Consider the following 17,429-nt stretch of genomic DNA (forward strand, 5'->3'; position numbering starts at 1 on the left):
CACCCCCGGTGTGCACACCCGGCTGCACACCCCAGACACACGCCCCTGCCCGAAAGGACCACCGCTCATGGCCCGCACCCGCCACGACCGCGGCTGGCCGCCGATCACCTGCCGTATCGACGGCACCGATGTCAGCCTCGATGTCGCCGGCGCCCACGCCACCTGGACCGCCCCCACCCTGGAGGCCGCCCGCACCCTGGCACGCGGCCGCCTCATCGCCCTCGCCGGCCACTTCCGTCGGCCCCTGAGCGCCCACCTGGTCGACCCCGACGGCACCTGGAGCATCAACCTGCACCCCGACGGCACCATCACCGAACCGGGCACCACAGGACGGCGGCCATGACCGGCCCCCAGCCCGAACTCGACGAAACCACCTGCCCGGTATGGGTCCTGACCACCCGGCCCGGATACCCCAGCGACCTCCAGCCGGCCGACCTGGCCTGGTACATCGACCACGACGCCGCCCTGGCCGCCCGCCGCCAGATCGACGGCGCCCGACTGTGGCGCCGCGACGTCACCTGCTTCACCTGCACCGGCCCCTGGACCCTCGACGACGACAACTAGCCGCCTCACCGTGAGCCGATCACCATGATCGGCTGACGCTGCACGCCCGCTCACGCCGCCACCCCCGAGGCCGTGCACGCCACAATGGTCGCCAGCCAGCGGGCCACCTGCGGGTCGGACTCGACCCTCTCACCAGCCCGAAGCCGCAACAGCACCGAGCGGGCCGGACCGCCCCGACGGGTACCCACCAGCAAACTCATCCAGGCGCTCGCCGCATCCGGACTCAACCCGAGCCCGGCCAGCCGGGCATCCCGGCGTGCCGCAGTGTGCCGGGCCGCCGCGTGATGATCGGCGGCCAGCTGGGCACACCGGCACGTCCCGGCCCACGCCAACGACTCGGCGACACCGGCCCCACACAACACCTGCACCAGACGCCGGTAGCCGACCGACGACGACGCCATGAGATCCTCTAGGCTCACCTGCACCGGTCCACTCGACTGCTCCCACGGCGCCGGCCCCGATGGGTCCTCCGGGCAGTCGAGGACCTCCCGGCGTGCCGCATCCTGCTCGTCGGCGGCCGCGACCTGCCGGGCTGCCGCCGTCACCGCATACCCCCACGGATTCGCCGCCGCCGCCACCTGACCCGGCTGCTGGCGCATGACCAGCCACAACGCTGTGGCCAGATCGGCCACCGTCTCGGCGGTCGTGGCGTGACCGGCCCGACGGCGCGCCACCCACGCCGCCCGCGTCGACGCGGTCGCCATGATCGCCGCCGGCAACCCCGCCGCCTCCTCACAATCCCAGCCGTCGGCCGCCACCGCCCGCAACACCGCACGCAGCCCGGCACCAGTCAACACATCACCCGACCCGCCAGCCAACACCACCTGCCCTCCGGCCCGCCCCCGCCGCTGCGACCCCGACACCACAGCCGGGGCCCCACCCTCGGACTCTACGGCGGGTCGCAGCGCCATGAATCGGCGTCCCAGACGCCAACACGTCGCCCCCTGACGGTTCCCCATCCGCCGGGCCTGCCGCTCCAGCCAGCCGTCCTGACACAACCGGGCCACCGTGCGCCCCACACTGGCCGTCGACGACCTGGCCATCGACGCCAACGTAGGCCGCGACGCCACCGCCACCCCCGTCTCATCAGCCAACAACGCCACCGACGCCAACACCATGCGCGCCGCCATGTCCGGCACATCGGCCCGCCACGCCCACGCCACCATCGCCTCCGTCACCGCACACCCCCGACCAGGCAGCCGATCAGCACCACGCCAGCGCCACCCAAACCCGCCCCAGCCGCCACCGGCAACGACACCTGCGGCCACCGACGCGCCAGCCAGCCACCGGCGGCCAGCACCACGTCGACCCCCACCAGCAGGACCACCACAGCCGTCACGCTCACCTCACACCCTCCTGCTGACCGAGGGCGGTAGCGGTGACGATGAGGTTCTGAGACCACACCCGGTGCCCATCGGCGTCCACAGCCCGCCCCGCACACGTCACCAACACCAAACGCCGGGCCCCCTCACGAGTGCGCCACACCCAGCCCGGAAGCCGGTCACGGGCCACCTGCTCCACATCAGTCACCACGAACCGGGACCTGGCCGACCCGTCCACCAGCTCGACCAGATTGCCGGGCACCACCTGGTGCAGCCGCGCCAGCACACCAGGGCTCTGACCCACCCACACATGCCCAGCCAACGTGGTCGTGCCCGACGACGACCCCAACGGGGCCGACTGGCCCGCCCGACCCAACGAGTCCTCCGGCGGCCACCACGCCGCACCCTTCAACACCAACGCCCCGGCCACATCAGCCCGGATACCCGCCGCCGGCACCAGCACCTGCCAGCCAGCAGACCTGGCTGCACCCGAAGGGGCCGCCGTCGGCCCCACCAGCGACGGATGAGGATCATGGGCCGTGCGCGCCGCCGGAACCTCCAACACCCCGTCCACGCGCACCAACCCCGCCGGCACATGCCGCACACCCGCCCACACCAGGACCGCGCCACACACCGCCACAGCCACGAACGCCCACACCAGCCAGCCCGGCCGACGCATCATCAACCCCTCCTCGTCAAGTCGTTGTCAACTCGTTGAACACGGTGCGGGCGGCGCAGTCCGTCTAGGCAAAAGACCGCGCCGCCCGCCCGATTCCCACGGCATGGTTGTGAAAGGAGGATCGCCGCAGGAGCCCGGCCCGGGCGGGTTTCCACGCCGCCCGAGCCCGTCTGTCACGCCGTCACGAACGACGACGACGCACCGCCCACGTGCCACCGAGCACACCGACGGCCACCACGGCGATACCTGCCCCAGTCAGGCCCGCAGCCCCACCAGGAACATCACCGGTGTGAATCCCGCCACCCGACGCGGCAGCATGACCACCCGACGGAGCCGGCCGAGACACCGACACCATCTGAGCCGCATCAGCCAGATCGGTGTGCGACGCCACCTGGTTACCGCCAGCAGTCACCGTCTCGAACGCCACCAGCTCCTTGCCGGCATAGCCGGACGGGACCGTGAACGACACGTCCACCGTGCCGGACGTCGTGTCCGGGGTGAACTGGGCAGACCCCTTGATCCCGGTCGACTTACCCGTGGCCTTGTCCATGAGGACACCCGAGACCCGGTACTCGACACCCGGCTGAAGACCCTCGTAGCGGACCGTGTCAACGACCGTGCCACCCGTCGGCGCCAGCGTGTGGTCCTTATCGGTCTTGTCGACCGCGGTCGTACCAACCTTCGGGACCCACACGGTCTGGCTGTGATCGGACAAGTCCTTGTGCTCGGCCACGATCTTCACACCATCGGTGAGCGTCTCGAACGCCACCAGCGCCTTGCCGGCATAGCCCGACGGGACCGTGAACGACACCTGGACCGTACCGGTCGAGGCAGTCGGGGTGAACTGGGCCGACCCCGTGATCCCGGTCGGCTTCCCGCTCACCTGATCGACCAGCTCACCGGAGACCGTGTACTGCCGGCCCGGCTGAAGACCCTCATAGCGGACCGTGTCCACCACTGTGCCGCCCGCAGCCAGAATCATGTGATCCCCATCAGCCTGATCGGTGGCCGTCGTCCCAATCGTCGACTGCCAGATCGTCTGATCCGAATCCTTGAGGTCCTTGTGCTCGACGATGACCTTGCCGTTCTTCGAGACCGTCTCGAACGCCACAAACTGCCCGCCAGCCGTACCGGCCGGCACCTGGAACGTCACATCCACCGTCCCCGACGAAGCCGTCGACGTGAACTGCGCCGTCCCAGTGATCCCTGTCGACTTACCCGTGACCCGATCCATGAACACACCCGACACCTGGTAGGTGCCAGGCTCCAGACCCTCATACCTCACCGTGTCAACAACCGTGCCACCCTTGATCGAAATCGTGTGGTCTCCGTCGGTCTTGTCGACCGCGGTCGTGCCGACCTTCGGGACCCACACGGTCTGGCTGTGATCGGACAGGTCCTTGTGCTCGGCGACGATCTTGACACCATCGGTGACCGTCTCGAACGCCACGAGCTCGTGGCCCGCGTAACCGGACGGGACCGTGAACGACACCTGGACCGTGCCCGACGAAGCCGTCGGGGTGAACGTGGCAGTGCCCGTCACGCCCGTCGCCTTGCCCGTCGTCTGATCCACCAACTCGCCGGACACCCGATACTGCGTGCCCACCGTCAGATCGTGATAGGCGACCGTGTCAACGATCGTCCCGCCCGCAGCCACGAGCATGTGATCCCCGTCAGCCTTGTCCACCGCCGTCGTCCCAATCGACGGCGTCACCGTCGGCGTAGGCGTCGGAGTCGGGGTCGGCGTAGGCGTCGGAGTCGGGGTCGGCGTAGGCGTCGGAGTCGGGGTAGGTGTTGCTGGGACGGTCGCGCTGTCACTGGCGGTGAGCGTCTGCGACTGACCGACCACGAGAATCCGCTGTGCCGCGCTATTGGACGGCTTGAGGAAGTTGACCGTCGTCAGCGGCGTGCTCACCGTAGCGGTGACCCTCGCCGGCTGGTCGAGCGTGCCGAACGAGGCCGTGGCGGTGCCGTCCATTCCGGTTCGCACCGTCGCGGACTGGCCGCGACCATCCTTGATGGTGACGTCCATGCCGTCCACGGGCTTACCGGCACCGTTGACCAGCTTCACAGTCGCCTTGTACCCGCTGTTCAAAGCGACTTCGGCGGGAATATCGACCGTAAGCTTGTACGTGCCCGTGGATGCTCGTCGCTTCGCGATCGTCACCATCTGCTGGGCCAGGCTCGTCACCCCGGCAGCGTTTGCGCGTTCGAGACCGTAGCCGCTCGTGAGCTGGTAATTGGGGTAACCCTGAATCGCATACACGGCTGCGTCGACCGCCGCCGCGGTCGTGTTGCTCGTGGTCGAACCCCACGTTCCTAGAATCCACGCGAGCTGGGCGATCGTCGAGGGCGACAACGCTGTGCTGTCATCGCGCGACCACGTGCCCGTGTTGCCCTGCGACGCGTACGTACCGCCCGCAGAAGCACCTTCACGATCAGGATCAGCGCAGTAGAACTGGCCCGTCCCGCCACGCGTGGTGTTGTTGAGACGGTACGAGCCGACCCAGCCATCACCGACCGACGTCTTCACGCCGACGTAGTGGGTCGTCGTCCCATTCCACGTGTACGTGTCGGCGTGCGCAGTCGATGGCACAGCCACCGCCATAGCCACCGACACCAAGGCCACAGCACCCGCCGATAGCCTCATTCTTGCTGACCGCATGAGTTTCCCTTCTGATCTACGAGATGGAAATGGAATTGGAGTCCGCTCACGCCTTGATGACGATGCGGGGGTTCTGGGCCGGGTCGAGCCAGCGGAGGGTGGCGTCGAGTTCGGAGTGGGAGTTGATGGCCACGCAGCCGCCGGTGTAGCTGGTGGCGTAGTGCAGGAAGATTCCGGCACCTGAGCCGGCGCCGTACCGGATGGGGGACGAATAGTTGTACGACAGGACCACGGCTTGCCGGTAAAGGGAGCCGGCATAGTCGGCCAGATGCTCGTTGGCAGACGTGGACAGGTGCGAGCAATCCTCGCGCCACCGGTTGTAATCAGCCTGGTGGGGGTCTTCGATCCACCACGAGCACGACCCGATCGTCCGGTACGACAGCTTGGTGCCCGGGTTACCCACACCGAACGCTGAGATGACACTGAACGTGCCGGCTGGCGTGGTGTTCGTGCCTTGCCGGCGAGCCGAGGCGTCCACGACGCCACCGGAGCCGAAGACCGATCCGACACCCGACGCCGACACCTTGACCCAGCCCTTGCTGGCACCCTGCCACTGGTAGCGAGCCCAGGTGCCGTGAGTACCCGAGGTCCGGTCAGCAACCATGACCTGCTGGGACACATCAGCCGAGACCGAGGTACCCGGAGCAAACCGCGACACCCGAACCGACGCCGACGGTGTCGAGACCGCAGCCGTGTACACCCGCAGGTAATGGGACGCGACCCACGCAGGCTTCGACCGATACGACACCGGAGTCCAGCCGTTGACCGACGCGCCACGAACCCCCACATGGGCGCCACGCGCCAACACGCCTCGTTTCGAGCACGACGTCGATGCGCACGAGCGCACATTGACCGCCGTCGTGGCCGCCACCAGGCCACTGGAGGGCAACGACGCCGACGTCGTCGACCCGGCGCGCAGGTAGCGCGACGCAACCCAGGCAGCCCGACCCCGGTACGACACCGGGGTCTACCCGGAACGCGACACACCACGCACCGCCACATGCCCGCCTCTGGGCAACAGACCGAGCCTTGCACACGACGTCGACGCGCACGAGCGCACGTTGACCGCCGTCGTCGCATACACCAGACCCGACGACGGCATCGCCGACGCCGTCGACGCCCCAATGGCCGGAATCGTGGCAGCACCCGCCGCCACAGCGGCCACCGCGGCCGCTACACGCCTAGACACGAACATGACAATCCTTCCAATCAACCAGTGATGACGATGCGGGGGTTCTGGGCCGGGTCGAGCCAGCGGAGGGTGGCGTCGAGTTCGGAGTGGGAGTTGATGGCCACGCAGCCGCCGGTGTAGCTGGTGGCGTAGTGCAGGAAGATTCCGGCACCTGAGCCGGCGCCGTACCGGATGGGGGACGAATAGTTGTACGACAGGACCACGGCTTGCCGGTAAAGGGAGCCGGCATAGTCGGCCAGATGCTCGTTGGCAGACGTGGACAGGTGCGAGCAATCCTCGCGCCACCGGTTGTAATCAGCCTGGTGGGGGTCTTCGATCCACCACGAGCACGACCCGATCGTCCGGTACGACAGCTTGGTGCCCGGGTTACCCACACCGAACGCTGAGATGACACTGAACGTGCCGGCTGGCGTGGTGTTCGTGCCTTGCCGGCGAGCCGAGGCGTCCACGACGCCACCGGAGCCGAAGACCGATCCGACACCCGACGCCGACACCTTGACCCAGCCCTTGCTGGCACCCTGCCACTGGTAGCGAGCCCAGGTGCCGTGAGTACCCGAGGTCCGGTCAGCAACCATGACCTGCTGGGACACATCAGCCGAGACCGAGGTACCCGGAGCAAACCGCGACACCCGAACCGACGCCGACGGTGTCGAGACCGCAGCCGTGTACACCCGCAGGTAATGGGACGCGACCCACGCAGGCTTCGACCGATACGACACCGGAGTCCAGCCGTTGACCGACGCGCCACGAACCCCCACATGGGCGCCACGCGCCAACACGCCTCGTTTCGAGCACGACGTCGATGCGCACGAGCGCACATTGACCGCCGTCGTGGCCGCCACCAGGCCACTGGAGGGCAACGACGCCGACGTCGTCGACCCGGCGCGCAGGTAGCGCGACGCAACCCAGGCAGCCCGACCCCGGTACGACACCGGGGTCTACCCGGAACGCGACACACCACGCACCGCCACATGCCCGCCTCTGGGCAACAGACCGAGCCTTGCACACGACGTCGACGCGCACGAGCGCACGTTGACCGCCGTCGTCGCATACACCAGACCCGACGACGGCATCGCCGACGCCGTCGACGCCCCAATGGCCGGAATCGTGGCAGCACCCGCCGCCACAGCGGCCACCGCGGCCGCTACACGCCTAGACACGAACATGACAATCCTTCCAATCAACCAGTGATGACGATGCGGGGGTTCTGGGCCGGGTCGAGCCAGCGGAGGGTGGCGTCGAGTTCGGAGTGGGAGTTGATGGCCACGCAGCCGCCGGTGTAGCTGGTGGCGTAGTGCAGGAAGATTCCGGCACCTGAGCCGGCGCCGTACCGGATGGGGGACGAATAGTTGTACGACAGGACCACGGCTTGCCGGTAAAGGGAGCCGGCATAGTCGGCCAGATGCTCGTTGGCAGACGTGGACAGGTGCGAGCAATCCTCGCGCCACCGGTTGTAATCAGCCTGGTGGGGGTCTTCGATCCACCACGAGCACGACCCGATCGTCCGGTACGACAGCTTGGTGCCCGGGTTACCCACACCGAACGCTGAGATGACACTGAACGTGCCGGCTGGCGTGGTGTTCGTGCCTTGCCGGCGAGCCGAGGCGTCCACGACGCCACCGGAGCCGAAGACCGATCCGACACCCGACGCCGACACCTTGACCCAGCCCTTGCTGGCACCCTGCCACTGGTAGCGAGCCCAGGTGCCGTGAGTACCCGAGGTCCGGTCAGCAACCATGACCTGCTGGGACACATCAGCCGAGACCGAGGTACCCGGAGCAAACCGCGACACCCGAACCGACCGCTTCGTGGCAGGCGCCCGGGTCGCCGTCGCTGAGGCTCTCCGGGTCGTGGTCGACGAGGTAACCCGGCGCGGGCTGGCCGCCGCCGTGCCACGGCCCACACTCGCCCGGGACGTCGCGCTGGCCGTCGCGGTGGCGGTGCTGCGGGTCGTCGGCCGCGGCGATGAGGCCGAGGAGACCGGTGACGACGACACCGGCGGGCGCCCGCTCGGCGTCGACGCGACCGTCGGAATCCGTGAGGCCGTCGCAAAGGACGCCGAGGTCGTGGGCGACGGTGACGCCGGCACACCAGCCGACGATCCGCCAGCACCACACCCGGCCACCACCACCGAGGCAGCGGCTACTACTACAGACAACTTTCGAGTCACAACATCCTCCTGATCAGGCTCGACGACCGGAAGACGACGCTGTACGCAGCGATGCTTTCGCTGCGGCCAGCAACTCCCGGTGCCGCATGGCGGCCTGCTCATCATGACGCCACGACTGGGCGGCGGCGAACGCGTCTCGGGCTCGACGCTCGGCGGCCGTGAGCGTCGGTGGGGTCGGGGTCGGTCGGCCTGTGGCGGGGTCTGCGACCGGGGGATGCTCCAGCGGCAACCCCCGCAGCCGGGAACACACCAGCCCGGCCATCGAGTGGACCCGTGGCGGCAGCTCGTTCGCGGCCAGGGTGTCCCGCACCTGACGTGGCCGCCACCCGCCGGCCACCAGGGCCTCCAACAGCGGAGCGACCCGGGCGGCGCCCGCCTCGTCCAGAACCTGCATCGCCTCGGGCAGACACGCCCGGACCAGCCTCCACGTCTCGGCCGTCACGGCGCCCGACCCCTCAGGGCTGCCCGTGCCCCCAGCCTCGACAACCGGGCCACCATCGCCCCGCTCGTCGTCCGCCGGGTCGTCGGCCTCGACCGGTCCGTCGTGGGTCAGATCGTCGGTCACCTCGGCCTCGACCTGACCTGACCCGGCCCGACCAGAGCCGGCGTCGCCCACGACGCGGCTCGCCGTCGACGGGAAGGGTCGGGTTAGGTCTGGTTCAGGTGATGGTTCTTCCTTATGAGGGGGTGTGGGGGAGTGTGTCACCAGTGTCACAGGGGGGGTGTCACCAGTGTCACAGTGGTCAGCCACTGCGCCACCAGTGACACAGTGCCCTCCACGAGGGGATTCACCGTCGACCACGATGGGGGAGTCCACCACTGTGCCATCCATGTCACAGTGCACTCGACTAGGGGTTTCACGTTCCACGCCCGGACGGGATGATGCGGGGACACGACGGCGCGACACACTGTCAGGCACGAGCAGATGCCACACCGCCTGAACCCGACGCAGACCACCATCAGCGGCGATCTCATAGCCCTCACGTCGCTCGACCAGCCCAAGCTCAGCCAGCCCATCCAAGGCCCGGAACACGGTGCGACGCGACGACGACGCCATGTCCGCGAGCGTGTCCACCCGCGGCCACGCCACATCATTCTCGTCAGCGAAGTTCGCCAACGCGACCAACACCAGCTTGTGCGTCGCATTGGCCACCGGCGCCTGCAACGCCCAGTTCACCGCCCAAATACTCACGACTCACACCCCCGCCCCATCCACACTGACCAAGACCCCGACCACTGTTGGCCGGCAGGCACCCGACATCGACACCGACGCCAGGCGATTCACGTCACACCGGCGATCACGCGCACTCATCGTGGAATCCCACCGTGTGCTCCGCCGCCCGCGCGGCCGTCTCCGCCGCGCGTTCACCCCGCAACGCTTCCGCCTCTGCCCAACTCGCAGGGATCTGCCACCGGCCCCCCGGCGTGCAAAACGCACCAGGAATCCCACCCTTGGCAGCCCACCTGCGCACCTGCCACGCCGTCGCCCACCCAATCCGGACCGCCGCCTGAGCAGGCGACAGCCACAGCGAGGTGGCGGTGGGGTGCGTGTGAGGTTGACCCATGACTTGAAAGTAACACTAACAGTCAGGTAGCGCAACTTGTAACAAGTGGCATTTCTATGACTTGTGCAGTTTCGTGGCGAGTGTTAGCCTATGTCGCATGAGCAAGAAACTTGAAGCTTTGCGAGCGTCAGGTACGATCCAGTCCTACAGTGCTGACGAGGCGGTCGGCATCGTGGTGAACCAGCTCATGTTCGTGCAACGGATCAGTAGGCGGTCCCTCGGTGACGTACTGGGCATCACAGGGCCTGCCGCGGGCATGAAGCTCCGCGGTGACATCGGATGGTCGCTTGATGACTTGTCGAGGGTGTCGCGCTATTTCGGACTCTCGGTTGCTGACCTTGTGCCGGAGTACGTCGGGGGCCCCGCACCTGAGCCTGGTTACGTGCCGGCTCCGGTGACTCCCGAGATGGTGGGGCGTGCGGGGCTCGAACCCGCGACCCAGGGATTATGAGTCCCCTGCTCTGACCTGCTGAGCTAACGCCCCGATGTGCTCAGGACACTGTAGCGACCGGACGCCCCGCCAGCAGCGCGAGGATCGCCTCACCCACGGCCGAGTTGTCGTGATGGCCGATGACCGGGTACCCACGTGCCAACACAGTGGGATGGGCATTCGCCACGACGTACGGCCGGCCGACCAGATCGAGCATGGTGAGGTCGTTCGGCATGTCGCCGAAGGCGACGGCGTGCGCCGGATCGACCCCGAGCTCGATGCACAGCTGCGCCAGGGCCGACCCCTTCGACACCCCCGGCGGCGCCAACTCGACCATGCCGTCGTCGAGCAGGGCCGAGAAGGTCGCCGTCGCCCGCCCTGCCACGACGGGAGCCAGCCGGTCGAGCAGCAGGTCCGACCGCACCCCGAAGGCCCGGGCGAGCACCTTGACCGGACGATGACCAGGTCCGAGGACGTCCTCGATGGGCCCTACGCCGCGCACCCCACGGTCGAGGGGGTCACGGTCGAAACCGGGCTCAATGACACACCCCACGGCCTCCTCGGCGCAGAACCGGAGGCCGGGGACGGCGTCCCGCAGATCGGCGACCAAGGGCCCGAGGACCCCGGGTGGGAAGGTCTCGTCCGCAAGCACCCTGCCGCTGGCCAGGTCGACGCTCACCGCCCCGTTGGAGGCTAGGACCGAAGGCCTGACGCACGTGAAGTCCTCGAGCACGTCGAGCCATCGCAACGGCCGTCCGGTGGCGAAGACGACGTGGACCCCCGCCGCGGCGGCCTGCCGCACGGCTCGCGCATTGAGCGCGGAGGGCAACCGGTCAGCGCCCAGGAAGGTCCGGTCGAGATCGGTGGCGATGAGCTCGACGTCGGCCATCACAGCTTCTTGTTGCGGGTCGGCGTGGCCGAGCCGGACGATCCGGAGGCGCCGGGGGAGTTCATCGTCGGGGGCTTGGTCGGGGTGTGCTGGTTGTTGCCCGGGGTCGGACTGGCCGACGACGGGGACCCCGACGACTGCGACGGGCTCGCCGACTGCGGGGAGGGGCTGCCGGAGCTCGGGCTCGGGCTGCCCGACTGTGGGGACGGGCTGCCCGACCCACCCGAGCCTGAGGCCGAGGTCGGCACCGGCGGCGGGGGAGGGCTCGGCGGGATGTTCTGGAACAACAGCACCGCGATGAGCAGGCCCAACGCCGCGAGGGTGACGATGATGAGCCAGGCGATCGCCACGCTCGACCATCCGGCCCGGTCGCGCCGTCCCGGCCAGGGCAGTGGCCAGGTGCGGGAGGTGCCACCACGGGCGTCGTCGAGCCAGTGCAGGCGGTAGTTCGGTCCGGCGACCCTTCCCTGGGGGGAGGTCATCGACAGGTCGACGGACCGCAGGATGCGCGCGCACTCGGCCAGGGCGGCCCCCGACCCGTCATTGAGCAACGCCACCCACGGCGCCAACGGTGTCTCGCCGGGAAGCACGGGGTCGTCGGTCTCGCTGCGGAAGAGGTACCCGAGGCGTCCGGAGTCCTGCCCCTGACCGCCGCGGGCGACGACGGTCTCGACGTGGAGGTGGTTGACCTCCCCGGCCAGTCGGTCGCGGGCCGCGGCGTCACCGGCGGCGCCGTGCGTCAGGAGGACGAGGAGCACCGGTGTGTCGGCGTCGTCGTGCGCCAGATAGGTGATCCCTGCGGGCATGGCGAGGGCTCGCGCGTCGAGCCAGAAGTCGCCCACCTTCGGTGGGTCCTCCGGCAGGAGCGGGGTCGGCCCCGGCGGTCCGGGTACAGATGACGTCGACATCGCCCACCATCTCACCACACTCGGTGCAACCCTGGCTCGAACCGACCACGGGGCCGACTTGCCTGGAAGAGATACATCGTCACGGTATCGTGGCAGCGGCCCGACCTCATCGGGCCGACGACGGCGCAGGCAGGAGAACTCGTGAGCACACCCATGGCGAAGCCGGGCGACCCGCGGTCGCAGCAGCCACCGCAGCGGCTGTCGGGCGGGCAGGACATCGGCCGAGGCAATGCCGGGGCGCCCATGAGCAACGCCGAGGCGGCCCGCCTCCTGGGCGAGGCCATCGGCCAGGTGCAGCGGGTCATCGTCGGCCAGGAGCACATGGTCGAGCAGCTCATGGTCGGCGTCCTCGCCAAGGGCCACATCCTGCTCGAGGGCGTCCCCGGCGTCGCCAAGACGCTGGCGGTGCGGTCCTTCGCCACCGTCCTGGGTGGCGACTTCGCCCGCGTCCAGTTCACCCCCGACCTCGTCCCCTCCGACATCGTCGGCACCCGCATCTACTCGGCGTCGAAGGAACGATTCGACATCGAGCTCGGCCCGGTCTTCGTCAACTTCGTCCTGGCCGACGAGATCAACCGTGCCCCGGCCAAGGTGCAGTCGGCGATGCTCGAGCTCATGGCCGAGAAGCAGGTCTCCATCGCCGGACAGACCTTCCCGGCGCGCACCCCGTTCAGCGTCATCGCCACCCAGAACCCCGTCGAGTCGGAGGGCGTCTACCCGCTGCCGGAAGCCCAGCGCGACCGCTTCCTGCTCAAGATCGACGTGCCCTACCCGCGCGGGAACGAGGAGTTCGAGATCCTTCGCCGGATGAGCGTCAAGCCCCCGGTCCCCACCCAGGTGCTCACCCCGGACAAGCTCGTCGAACTGCAGGACATGGCCTCCGACGTCTTCGTCCACAACCTCGTCGCCGAGTACATCGTCCGGCTCGTCCTGGCCACCCGGACCCCGTCGGAATTCGGGATGCCCGACCTCGACGCCGTCATCCAGATCGGCTGCTCCCCCCGCGCCACGCTCGGGCTGGTCGCGGCGTCCCGGGCCCTGGCCCTCATCCACGGGCGCGACTACGTCCTGCCCACCGACGTCCAGGCCGTCGCCAAGGACGTCATGGCCCACCGCATCATGCTCACCTTCGACGCCGTCGCCGATGACGTCGCCCCCGCCCAGGTCATCGAGCGGATCCTCGCCATGGTGCCCCCGCCGACCCCGGTGTGGAACCAGCAGCAGCGTCAGGCGGCCCACCAGCAGCACCGTCACCAGCCCGAGTACGGCGGCTGAGGGCGCCCATGCCGACGCGTCCTGCGTTCCAACCGGCCCAGGCTGCGGCCGGCGTCGTCCAGACGGTGCTCCGCCCGCCGACCGGGGCCACCGTCCCGCTGCACCAGTTGGCCCCGGAGGCGGCGCTGCGCCGCCTGGAGCTCACCATCGTGCGCCGGTTGGAGGGATACCTGCACGGTGACCACATGGGTCTGCTGCCCGGCCCCGGCTCCGACACCAATGACGCCCGGCCCTACCAGCCCGGTCAGGACGACGTGCGCATGATGGACTGGGCCGTCACCGCCCGCACGACGGTCCCGCACGTACGCGACACCATTGCCGATCGCGAGCTCGAGGTGTGGGCCCTGCTCGACGTCACCCCGTCGATGAACTGGGGCACCCAGGGCATGACCAAACGTGACCTGGGCATCGCCGGGATCGCCACGATCGGATTCCTCACCCAGAAGATGGGCGACCGCTTCGGTGGACTCATCATGCGACAGGACGCCATCCGCCGCTTCCCGGCCGGGTCCGGCAGAACGGCGCTCTACGGCCTGCTGCGGGCCATGCTCACCGACCCCATCGTTCCCGACAACGCCCCCGGCGACATGACCCTGGCCGCTGGCATCGAACAGCTCAACCGCACCGAACGGCGTCGCGGGATGCGGGTCGTCGTCTCCGACTTCCTCAGCCCCGGCGACCACGAACTCGACCCCGCCGTACCACCGGCCTGGGAACGGTCGCTGCGGAGGCTGTCGGTGCGCAACCAGGTGCTGTGCATCGAGGTCGTCGACGCCGCCGAGCTGGACTTCCCCGACGCCGGGGAACTGCTCGTGCGCGACCCCGAGTCCGACTTCGCCCGGTACATCGACACCTCCGACCCGGCCGCCAAGGCCCGGATGGACGCCGCGGCCTCCGCCCAGCGTCAGCGCGTCGCCACCGCCATCCGCCGTGCCGGGGCCGGCCACATCCAGCTCTCCACGGACCGTGACTGGGTGAGCGACATCGCCCGCTTCGTCCTGGGGTACCGACGCACCGCGGCGATGCTCCACCAGCCTCCGCAGGGGGTGTCACGATGAGCCCGCTCGTCCTGGGTCTGCCACAGGTCAACGCTCCGGGGCACCTGTGGGTGCTGTTGGCCGTCCCCGTGCTCCTCGTCCTCTACCTCGTCGCCCTGCGCCGCTCCCGGATGGCCGGGATGAGGTTCCCCAACACCGGACTGCTGGCCATGGTCATGCGCCCGCAGAGCCGCTGGAAGAGGCACGTCGCGGTCGTCATGTCGCTGCTGGCCCTGGCGGCGGCGACGATGGCCTGGGCGCGACCGGTCGGCATCGAGAAGGTACCTCGGGAGAGGGCGACGATCGTCGTGGCGATTGACGCGTCCCTGTCGATGTCGGCCACCGACGTCAGCCCCAACAGGCTGGACGCCGCCAAGGCCCAGGCCAAGACCTTCGTCAACAGCCTGCCGACCGGTTTCAACGTCGCCGTCGTGACCGTCTCGGGTCATCCGAGCGTCGTCATGCCGCCCAGCACCGACCGGCCCACCGTCCTGCGCGCCATCGACGCCATCTCCACCACCGACGGCACGGCCCTGGGCGACGCCATCAAGGAGTCCCTCCAGGCCATCACCGAAGCCCCCAAGGGCGCCGACGGATCGGCCGCCCCGGCGGCCGTCGTCCTGCTCAGCGACGGCGGCAACACCGACGGGACGGACCCCATGGTCGCGGCGAACCAGGCGGCTGCGGCCAAGGTGCCGGTCTACACCATCGCCTTCGGCACGCCGACCGGCTATGTCGACGTCGACGGCCAGCGCGAACGGGTCGCACCCGACACCACCCTGCTGGCCAACATCGCCCAGCGCACCCACGGACGCAGCTGGGGAGCCGATTCGACGAACAAGCTCAAGACCGTCTACCAGGACGTGCGCAGCTCGGTGGGCTACGAGGACGTCAAGAAGGAGGTCACCGCCAAGTGGGCCTTCTACGCCCTCGGGTTCGCGGTGGTCGCCGGGCTCGGCGTCGTCTCCATGGCAGCGAGGTGGCCGTGAGCGCACTCATCATCCATTTCCTGCGTCCCGGGCGCCTGTGGTGGCTCCTCGTTCCGCTCGGCGTCCTCGCCGGATTCCTTCTCCTGTCGGCCCGGGTCACCGGGCGTCGGACGGTAGGGCGACTCGACCTCCGCCGGATCCTGCCGCGCGACCGAGGCTGGAAACGGTGGGCCGCCGTGCTCGCCTCCGTCCTGTCGATGGCCTCCCTCGTCGTGGCCTTCGCCCAACCCCAGGACTACCGCAAGGAGCCGCGTGACCGGGCGACGATCGTCGTGGCCATCGACGTGTCGAGGTCGATGGTGGCCACCGACGTCGAGCCCTCGCGTCTGTCGGCGGCCAAGTCGGCGGCCAAGGAGTTCCTCGGTGATCTGCCCGAGCGGTTCAACGTCTCGCTCGTGCGATTCGCCGCGACCGCCCAGATCGTCGTGCCACCGACGACCGACCGCGGGGCGGTGAGCCGGGCCATCGACGGTCTCCAGGTGCTGCCGTCGACGGCCATCGGCGAGGGCATCTACACCTCGCTCAGCGCCCTCAAGCTCGTCCCCGACGACCCGAAGCATCCCGGGTCGAAACCGCCGGCGGCCATCGTCCTGCTCTCCGACGGTGCGACGAACATGGGTCGGCCCTCCCTCCAGGCCGCGCAGGAGGCCCGTCGGGAGGGAGTGCCGGTGTACACCATCGCCTACGGCACCCCGGGCGGCTACGTCGTCGAGGGTGGGCAGCGTCAACCCGTGCCGGTCAACCACTACGAGCTGGCGGCCATCGCCAAGGCCTCCGGCGGCGAGAAGTTCTCGGCCGAGTCGCTCGGCCAGCTCAAGGACGTCTACAAGGCCATCGCCCAGTCGGTCGGCTACGAGAAGGTCTACGCCGAGGTCACCGACCGCTACGTCGGCATCGCCCTGGTGCTGGCCCTCGTCGCGGCCCTCGGGGTGGTGTCGCTGGCGGCGCGCTGGCCGTAGTGATTGAGTGGAGCCATGACCGTCGCCGAGAACCTGGCCCACATCCGTTCGCGCATCGACGCCGCCGCCCGAGCAGCCGACCGGGACCCCGCGACGGTCCGGCTGCTGCCGGTGAGCAAGACCAAGCCCACCTCGGCGATCCTCGAGGCCGTCGACGCCGGGCTCACCCGGTTCGGCGAGAACCGCGTCCAGGAGGCCCTGGCCAAGTGGCAGGAACTGGCCCCGGAACACCCGCAGGTCGAATGGGCGATCATCGGCCACCTGCAGACGAACAAGGCCCGTGACGTCGCCCGTTTCGCGACCGAGTTCCAGGCCCTCGACTCCCTGCACCTGGCCCGTGAACTCGACAAGCGCCTCCATCAGGAGGGCCGCCGGCTCGACGTCCTCGTCGAGGTCAACACGTCGGGGGAGCCCCAGAAGTCCGGGATCGAGCCGGGCGAGGCCCTTTCCTTCGCCCGCGAGCTGGCCGCCTTCGACGCCCTGCACGTCACCGGACTCATGACCGTCGCCGTCAACAGTCCCGACGCCGACCAGGTCGGCGCCTGCTTCGACCTCCTGCGCGGGGTGCAGGAACGGCTGCGCCAGGAGGCATCGCAGGTGAGTTCCTGGGACGACCTGTCGATGGGCATGTCGGGCGATTTCGAGCTGGCCATCGCCCATGGGGCGACGACCGTCCGCGTCGGCCAGGCGATCTTCGGGGCGAGGGAGTACCCGACGTCCTGACCGATCCCCGCCCGGGCCCCCGACGAGCTTGTCGCCGAGCCCCGGGAGGGGCACACTGGCCC

General features: G+C 69.2%; 20 protein-coding genes, 1 tRNA gene and 2 pseudogenes. 10 read left to right on the plus strand and 13 right to left on the minus strand.

All coding sequences use genetic code 11. The features are described 5' to 3' along the window. The first annotated feature begins 67 nt into the window (after window positions 1-67). Together E0E30_RS04585 and E0E30_RS04590 are read left to right on the plus strand one after the other, a co-directional pair. A complete protein-coding gene (locus E0E30_RS04585; RefSeq protein WP_130865288.1) occupies window positions 68-343 on the plus strand; it encodes a hypothetical protein in 276 nt (91 codons plus the stop codon). Next, on the plus strand, window positions 340-564 hold the full coding sequence (locus tag E0E30_RS04590; protein ID WP_130865289.1) for a hypothetical protein: 225 nt from the start codon (window positions 340-342) through the stop codon (window positions 562-564). Before E0E30_RS04585 ends, E0E30_RS04590 begins: the two co-directional genes overlap by 4 nt. A 50-nt stretch (window positions 565-614) precedes the next feature. Here the strand turns inward: E0E30_RS04590 and E0E30_RS04595 are convergent, their stop codons facing one another. Genes E0E30_RS04595 through E0E30_RS13615 form a run of 3 tightly spaced genes read right to left on the minus strand, consistent with a single transcriptional unit; the run spans window position 615 to window position 2,301 of the window. Further along, complete coding sequence (locus E0E30_RS04595) at window positions 615-1,694, minus strand: hypothetical protein (protein WP_130865290.1); 1,080 nt, start codon at window positions 1,692-1,694, stop codon at window positions 615-617. Window positions 1,695-1,738: 44 nt separating this feature from the next. Continuing rightward, complete coding sequence (locus tag E0E30_RS13265) at window positions 1,739-1,909, minus strand: hypothetical protein (RefSeq protein WP_167853885.1); 171 nt, start codon at window positions 1,907-1,909, stop codon at window positions 1,739-1,741. After that, a complete protein-coding gene (locus tag E0E30_RS13615) occupies window positions 1,906-2,301 on the minus strand; it encodes a class F sortase (RefSeq protein ID WP_245306648.1) in 396 nt (131 codons plus the stop codon). The genes E0E30_RS13265 and E0E30_RS13615 overlap by 4 nt, the downstream gene beginning before the upstream one ends. On the opposite strand from E0E30_RS13615, the gene E0E30_RS13620 reads away from it, so the two are divergent. Then, window positions 2,216-2,413 (plus strand): hypothetical protein, encoded by a 198-nt coding sequence (locus E0E30_RS13620; RefSeq protein WP_245306690.1) that lies wholly within the window; start codon window positions 2,216-2,218, stop codon window positions 2,411-2,413. The two genes, E0E30_RS13615 and E0E30_RS13620, sit on opposite strands and share 86 nt — an antisense overlap. Before the next feature lie 333 nt (window positions 2,414-2,746). Here the strand turns inward: E0E30_RS13620 and E0E30_RS13270 are convergent, their stop codons facing one another. From E0E30_RS13270 to E0E30_RS13460, 6 genes and pseudogenes are all read right to left on the minus strand, one after another. Beyond that, complete coding sequence (locus E0E30_RS13270) at window positions 2,747-5,098, minus strand: VaFE repeat-containing surface-anchored protein (protein ID WP_167853886.1); 2,352 nt, start codon at window positions 5,096-5,098, stop codon at window positions 2,747-2,749. Between the two features lie 178 nt (window positions 5,099-5,276). Next, window positions 5,277-5,834, minus strand: coding sequence for a L,D-transpeptidase family protein (locus E0E30_RS13450; protein WP_245306502.1), 558 nt, complete (start codon window positions 5,832-5,834; stop codon window positions 5,277-5,279). Between the two features lie 111 nt (window positions 5,835-5,945). After that, window positions 5,946-6,191, minus strand: a pseudogene (locus E0E30_RS13795) (SH3 domain-containing protein); the annotation flags it as partial. 248 nt (window positions 6,192-6,439) lie between these two features. Further along, window positions 6,440-6,997, minus strand: a complete 558-nt coding sequence (locus E0E30_RS13455) for a L,D-transpeptidase family protein (RefSeq protein ID WP_245306503.1) — start codon at window positions 6,995-6,997, stop codon at window positions 6,440-6,442. A 111-nt stretch (window positions 6,998-7,108) separates the two neighbouring features. Beyond that, window positions 7,109-7,354: pseudogene (locus tag E0E30_RS13800) on the minus strand (SH3 domain-containing protein); the annotation flags it as partial. A gap of 248 nt (window positions 7,355-7,602) precedes the next feature. Next, complete coding sequence (locus tag E0E30_RS13460) at window positions 7,603-8,160, minus strand: L,D-transpeptidase family protein (protein WP_245306503.1); 558 nt, start codon at window positions 8,158-8,160, stop codon at window positions 7,603-7,605. Between the two features lie 112 nt (window positions 8,161-8,272). On the opposite strand from E0E30_RS13460, the gene E0E30_RS13465 reads away from it, so the two are divergent. Beyond that, window positions 8,273-8,605 carry a hypothetical protein gene (locus E0E30_RS13465; protein ID WP_210115774.1) on the plus strand — a complete coding sequence of 111 codons (333 nt, stop codon included), beginning with the start codon at window positions 8,273-8,275 and terminating at the stop codon, window positions 8,603-8,605. Here the strand turns inward: E0E30_RS13465 and E0E30_RS13750 are convergent, their stop codons facing one another. After that, complete coding sequence (locus tag E0E30_RS13750; RefSeq protein ID WP_280953303.1) at window positions 8,606-9,745, minus strand: helix-turn-helix domain-containing protein; 1,140 nt, start codon at window positions 9,743-9,745, stop codon at window positions 8,606-8,608. It lies immediately after the preceding gene. 509 nt (window positions 9,746-10,254) lie between these two features. Here E0E30_RS13750 and E0E30_RS13880 point away from each other — a divergent pair. Beyond that, complete coding sequence (locus tag E0E30_RS13880) at window positions 10,255-10,608, plus strand: helix-turn-helix domain-containing protein (RefSeq protein ID WP_130866743.1); 354 nt, start codon at window positions 10,255-10,257, stop codon at window positions 10,606-10,608. Here the strand turns inward: E0E30_RS13880 and E0E30_RS04635 are convergent. The 3 genes from E0E30_RS04635 to E0E30_RS04645 form a co-directional block, all read right to left on the minus strand. Further along, a tRNA-Ile gene (locus E0E30_RS04635) sits at window positions 10,565-10,641 on the minus strand. The two genes, E0E30_RS13880 and E0E30_RS04635, sit on opposite strands and share 44 nt — an antisense overlap. Window positions 10,642-10,648: 7 nt before the next feature. Continuing rightward, window positions 10,649-11,476: an HAD hydrolase family protein gene (locus E0E30_RS04640; protein WP_130865293.1), complete on the minus strand. Its 828-nt coding sequence runs from the start codon at window positions 11,474-11,476 to the stop codon at window positions 10,649-10,651. After that, the gene (locus E0E30_RS04645) at window positions 11,476-12,384 is read right to left on the minus strand and encodes a hypothetical protein (protein ID WP_130865294.1); all 909 of its coding nucleotides are present in this window, start codon (window positions 12,382-12,384) and stop codon (window positions 11,476-11,478) included. Before E0E30_RS04645 ends, E0E30_RS04640 begins: the two co-directional genes overlap by 1 nt. A gap of 153 nt (window positions 12,385-12,537) precedes the next feature. Here E0E30_RS04645 and E0E30_RS04650 point away from each other — a divergent pair, with 153 nt between their 5' ends. Genes E0E30_RS04650 through E0E30_RS04670 form a run of 5 tightly spaced genes read left to right on the plus strand, consistent with a single transcriptional unit; the run spans window position 12,538 to window position 17,367 of the window. Continuing rightward, window positions 12,538-13,659, plus strand: coding sequence for an AAA family ATPase (locus tag E0E30_RS04650; RefSeq protein WP_130866744.1), 1,122 nt, complete (start codon window positions 12,538-12,540; stop codon window positions 13,657-13,659). A gap of 8 nt (window positions 13,660-13,667) precedes the next feature. Then, the gene (locus tag E0E30_RS04655; protein ID WP_130865295.1) at window positions 13,668-14,717 is read left to right on the plus strand and encodes a DUF58 domain-containing protein; all 1,050 of its coding nucleotides are present in this window, start codon (window positions 13,668-13,670) and stop codon (window positions 14,715-14,717) included. Beyond that, window positions 14,714-15,685: a VWA domain-containing protein gene (locus tag E0E30_RS04660; RefSeq protein WP_130865296.1), complete on the plus strand. Its 972-nt coding sequence runs from the start codon at window positions 14,714-14,716 to the stop codon at window positions 15,683-15,685. Before E0E30_RS04655 ends, E0E30_RS04660 begins: the two co-directional genes overlap by 4 nt. Continuing rightward, complete coding sequence (locus tag E0E30_RS04665; protein WP_411913990.1) at window positions 15,682-16,644, plus strand: VWA domain-containing protein; 963 nt, start codon at window positions 15,682-15,684, stop codon at window positions 16,642-16,644. Before E0E30_RS04660 ends, E0E30_RS04665 begins: the two co-directional genes overlap by 4 nt. A gap of 15 nt (window positions 16,645-16,659) precedes the next feature. Then, window positions 16,660-17,367, plus strand: a complete 708-nt coding sequence (locus E0E30_RS04670; RefSeq protein ID WP_130865298.1) for a YggS family pyridoxal phosphate-dependent enzyme — start codon at window positions 16,660-16,662, stop codon at window positions 17,365-17,367. Window positions 17,368-17,429 lie beyond the last annotated feature (62 nt).

This window comes from Acidipropionibacterium timonense (assembly GCF_900605005.1).
Classification (GTDB): Bacteria; Actinomycetota; Actinomycetes; order Propionibacteriales; family Propionibacteriaceae; genus Cutibacterium; species Cutibacterium timonense.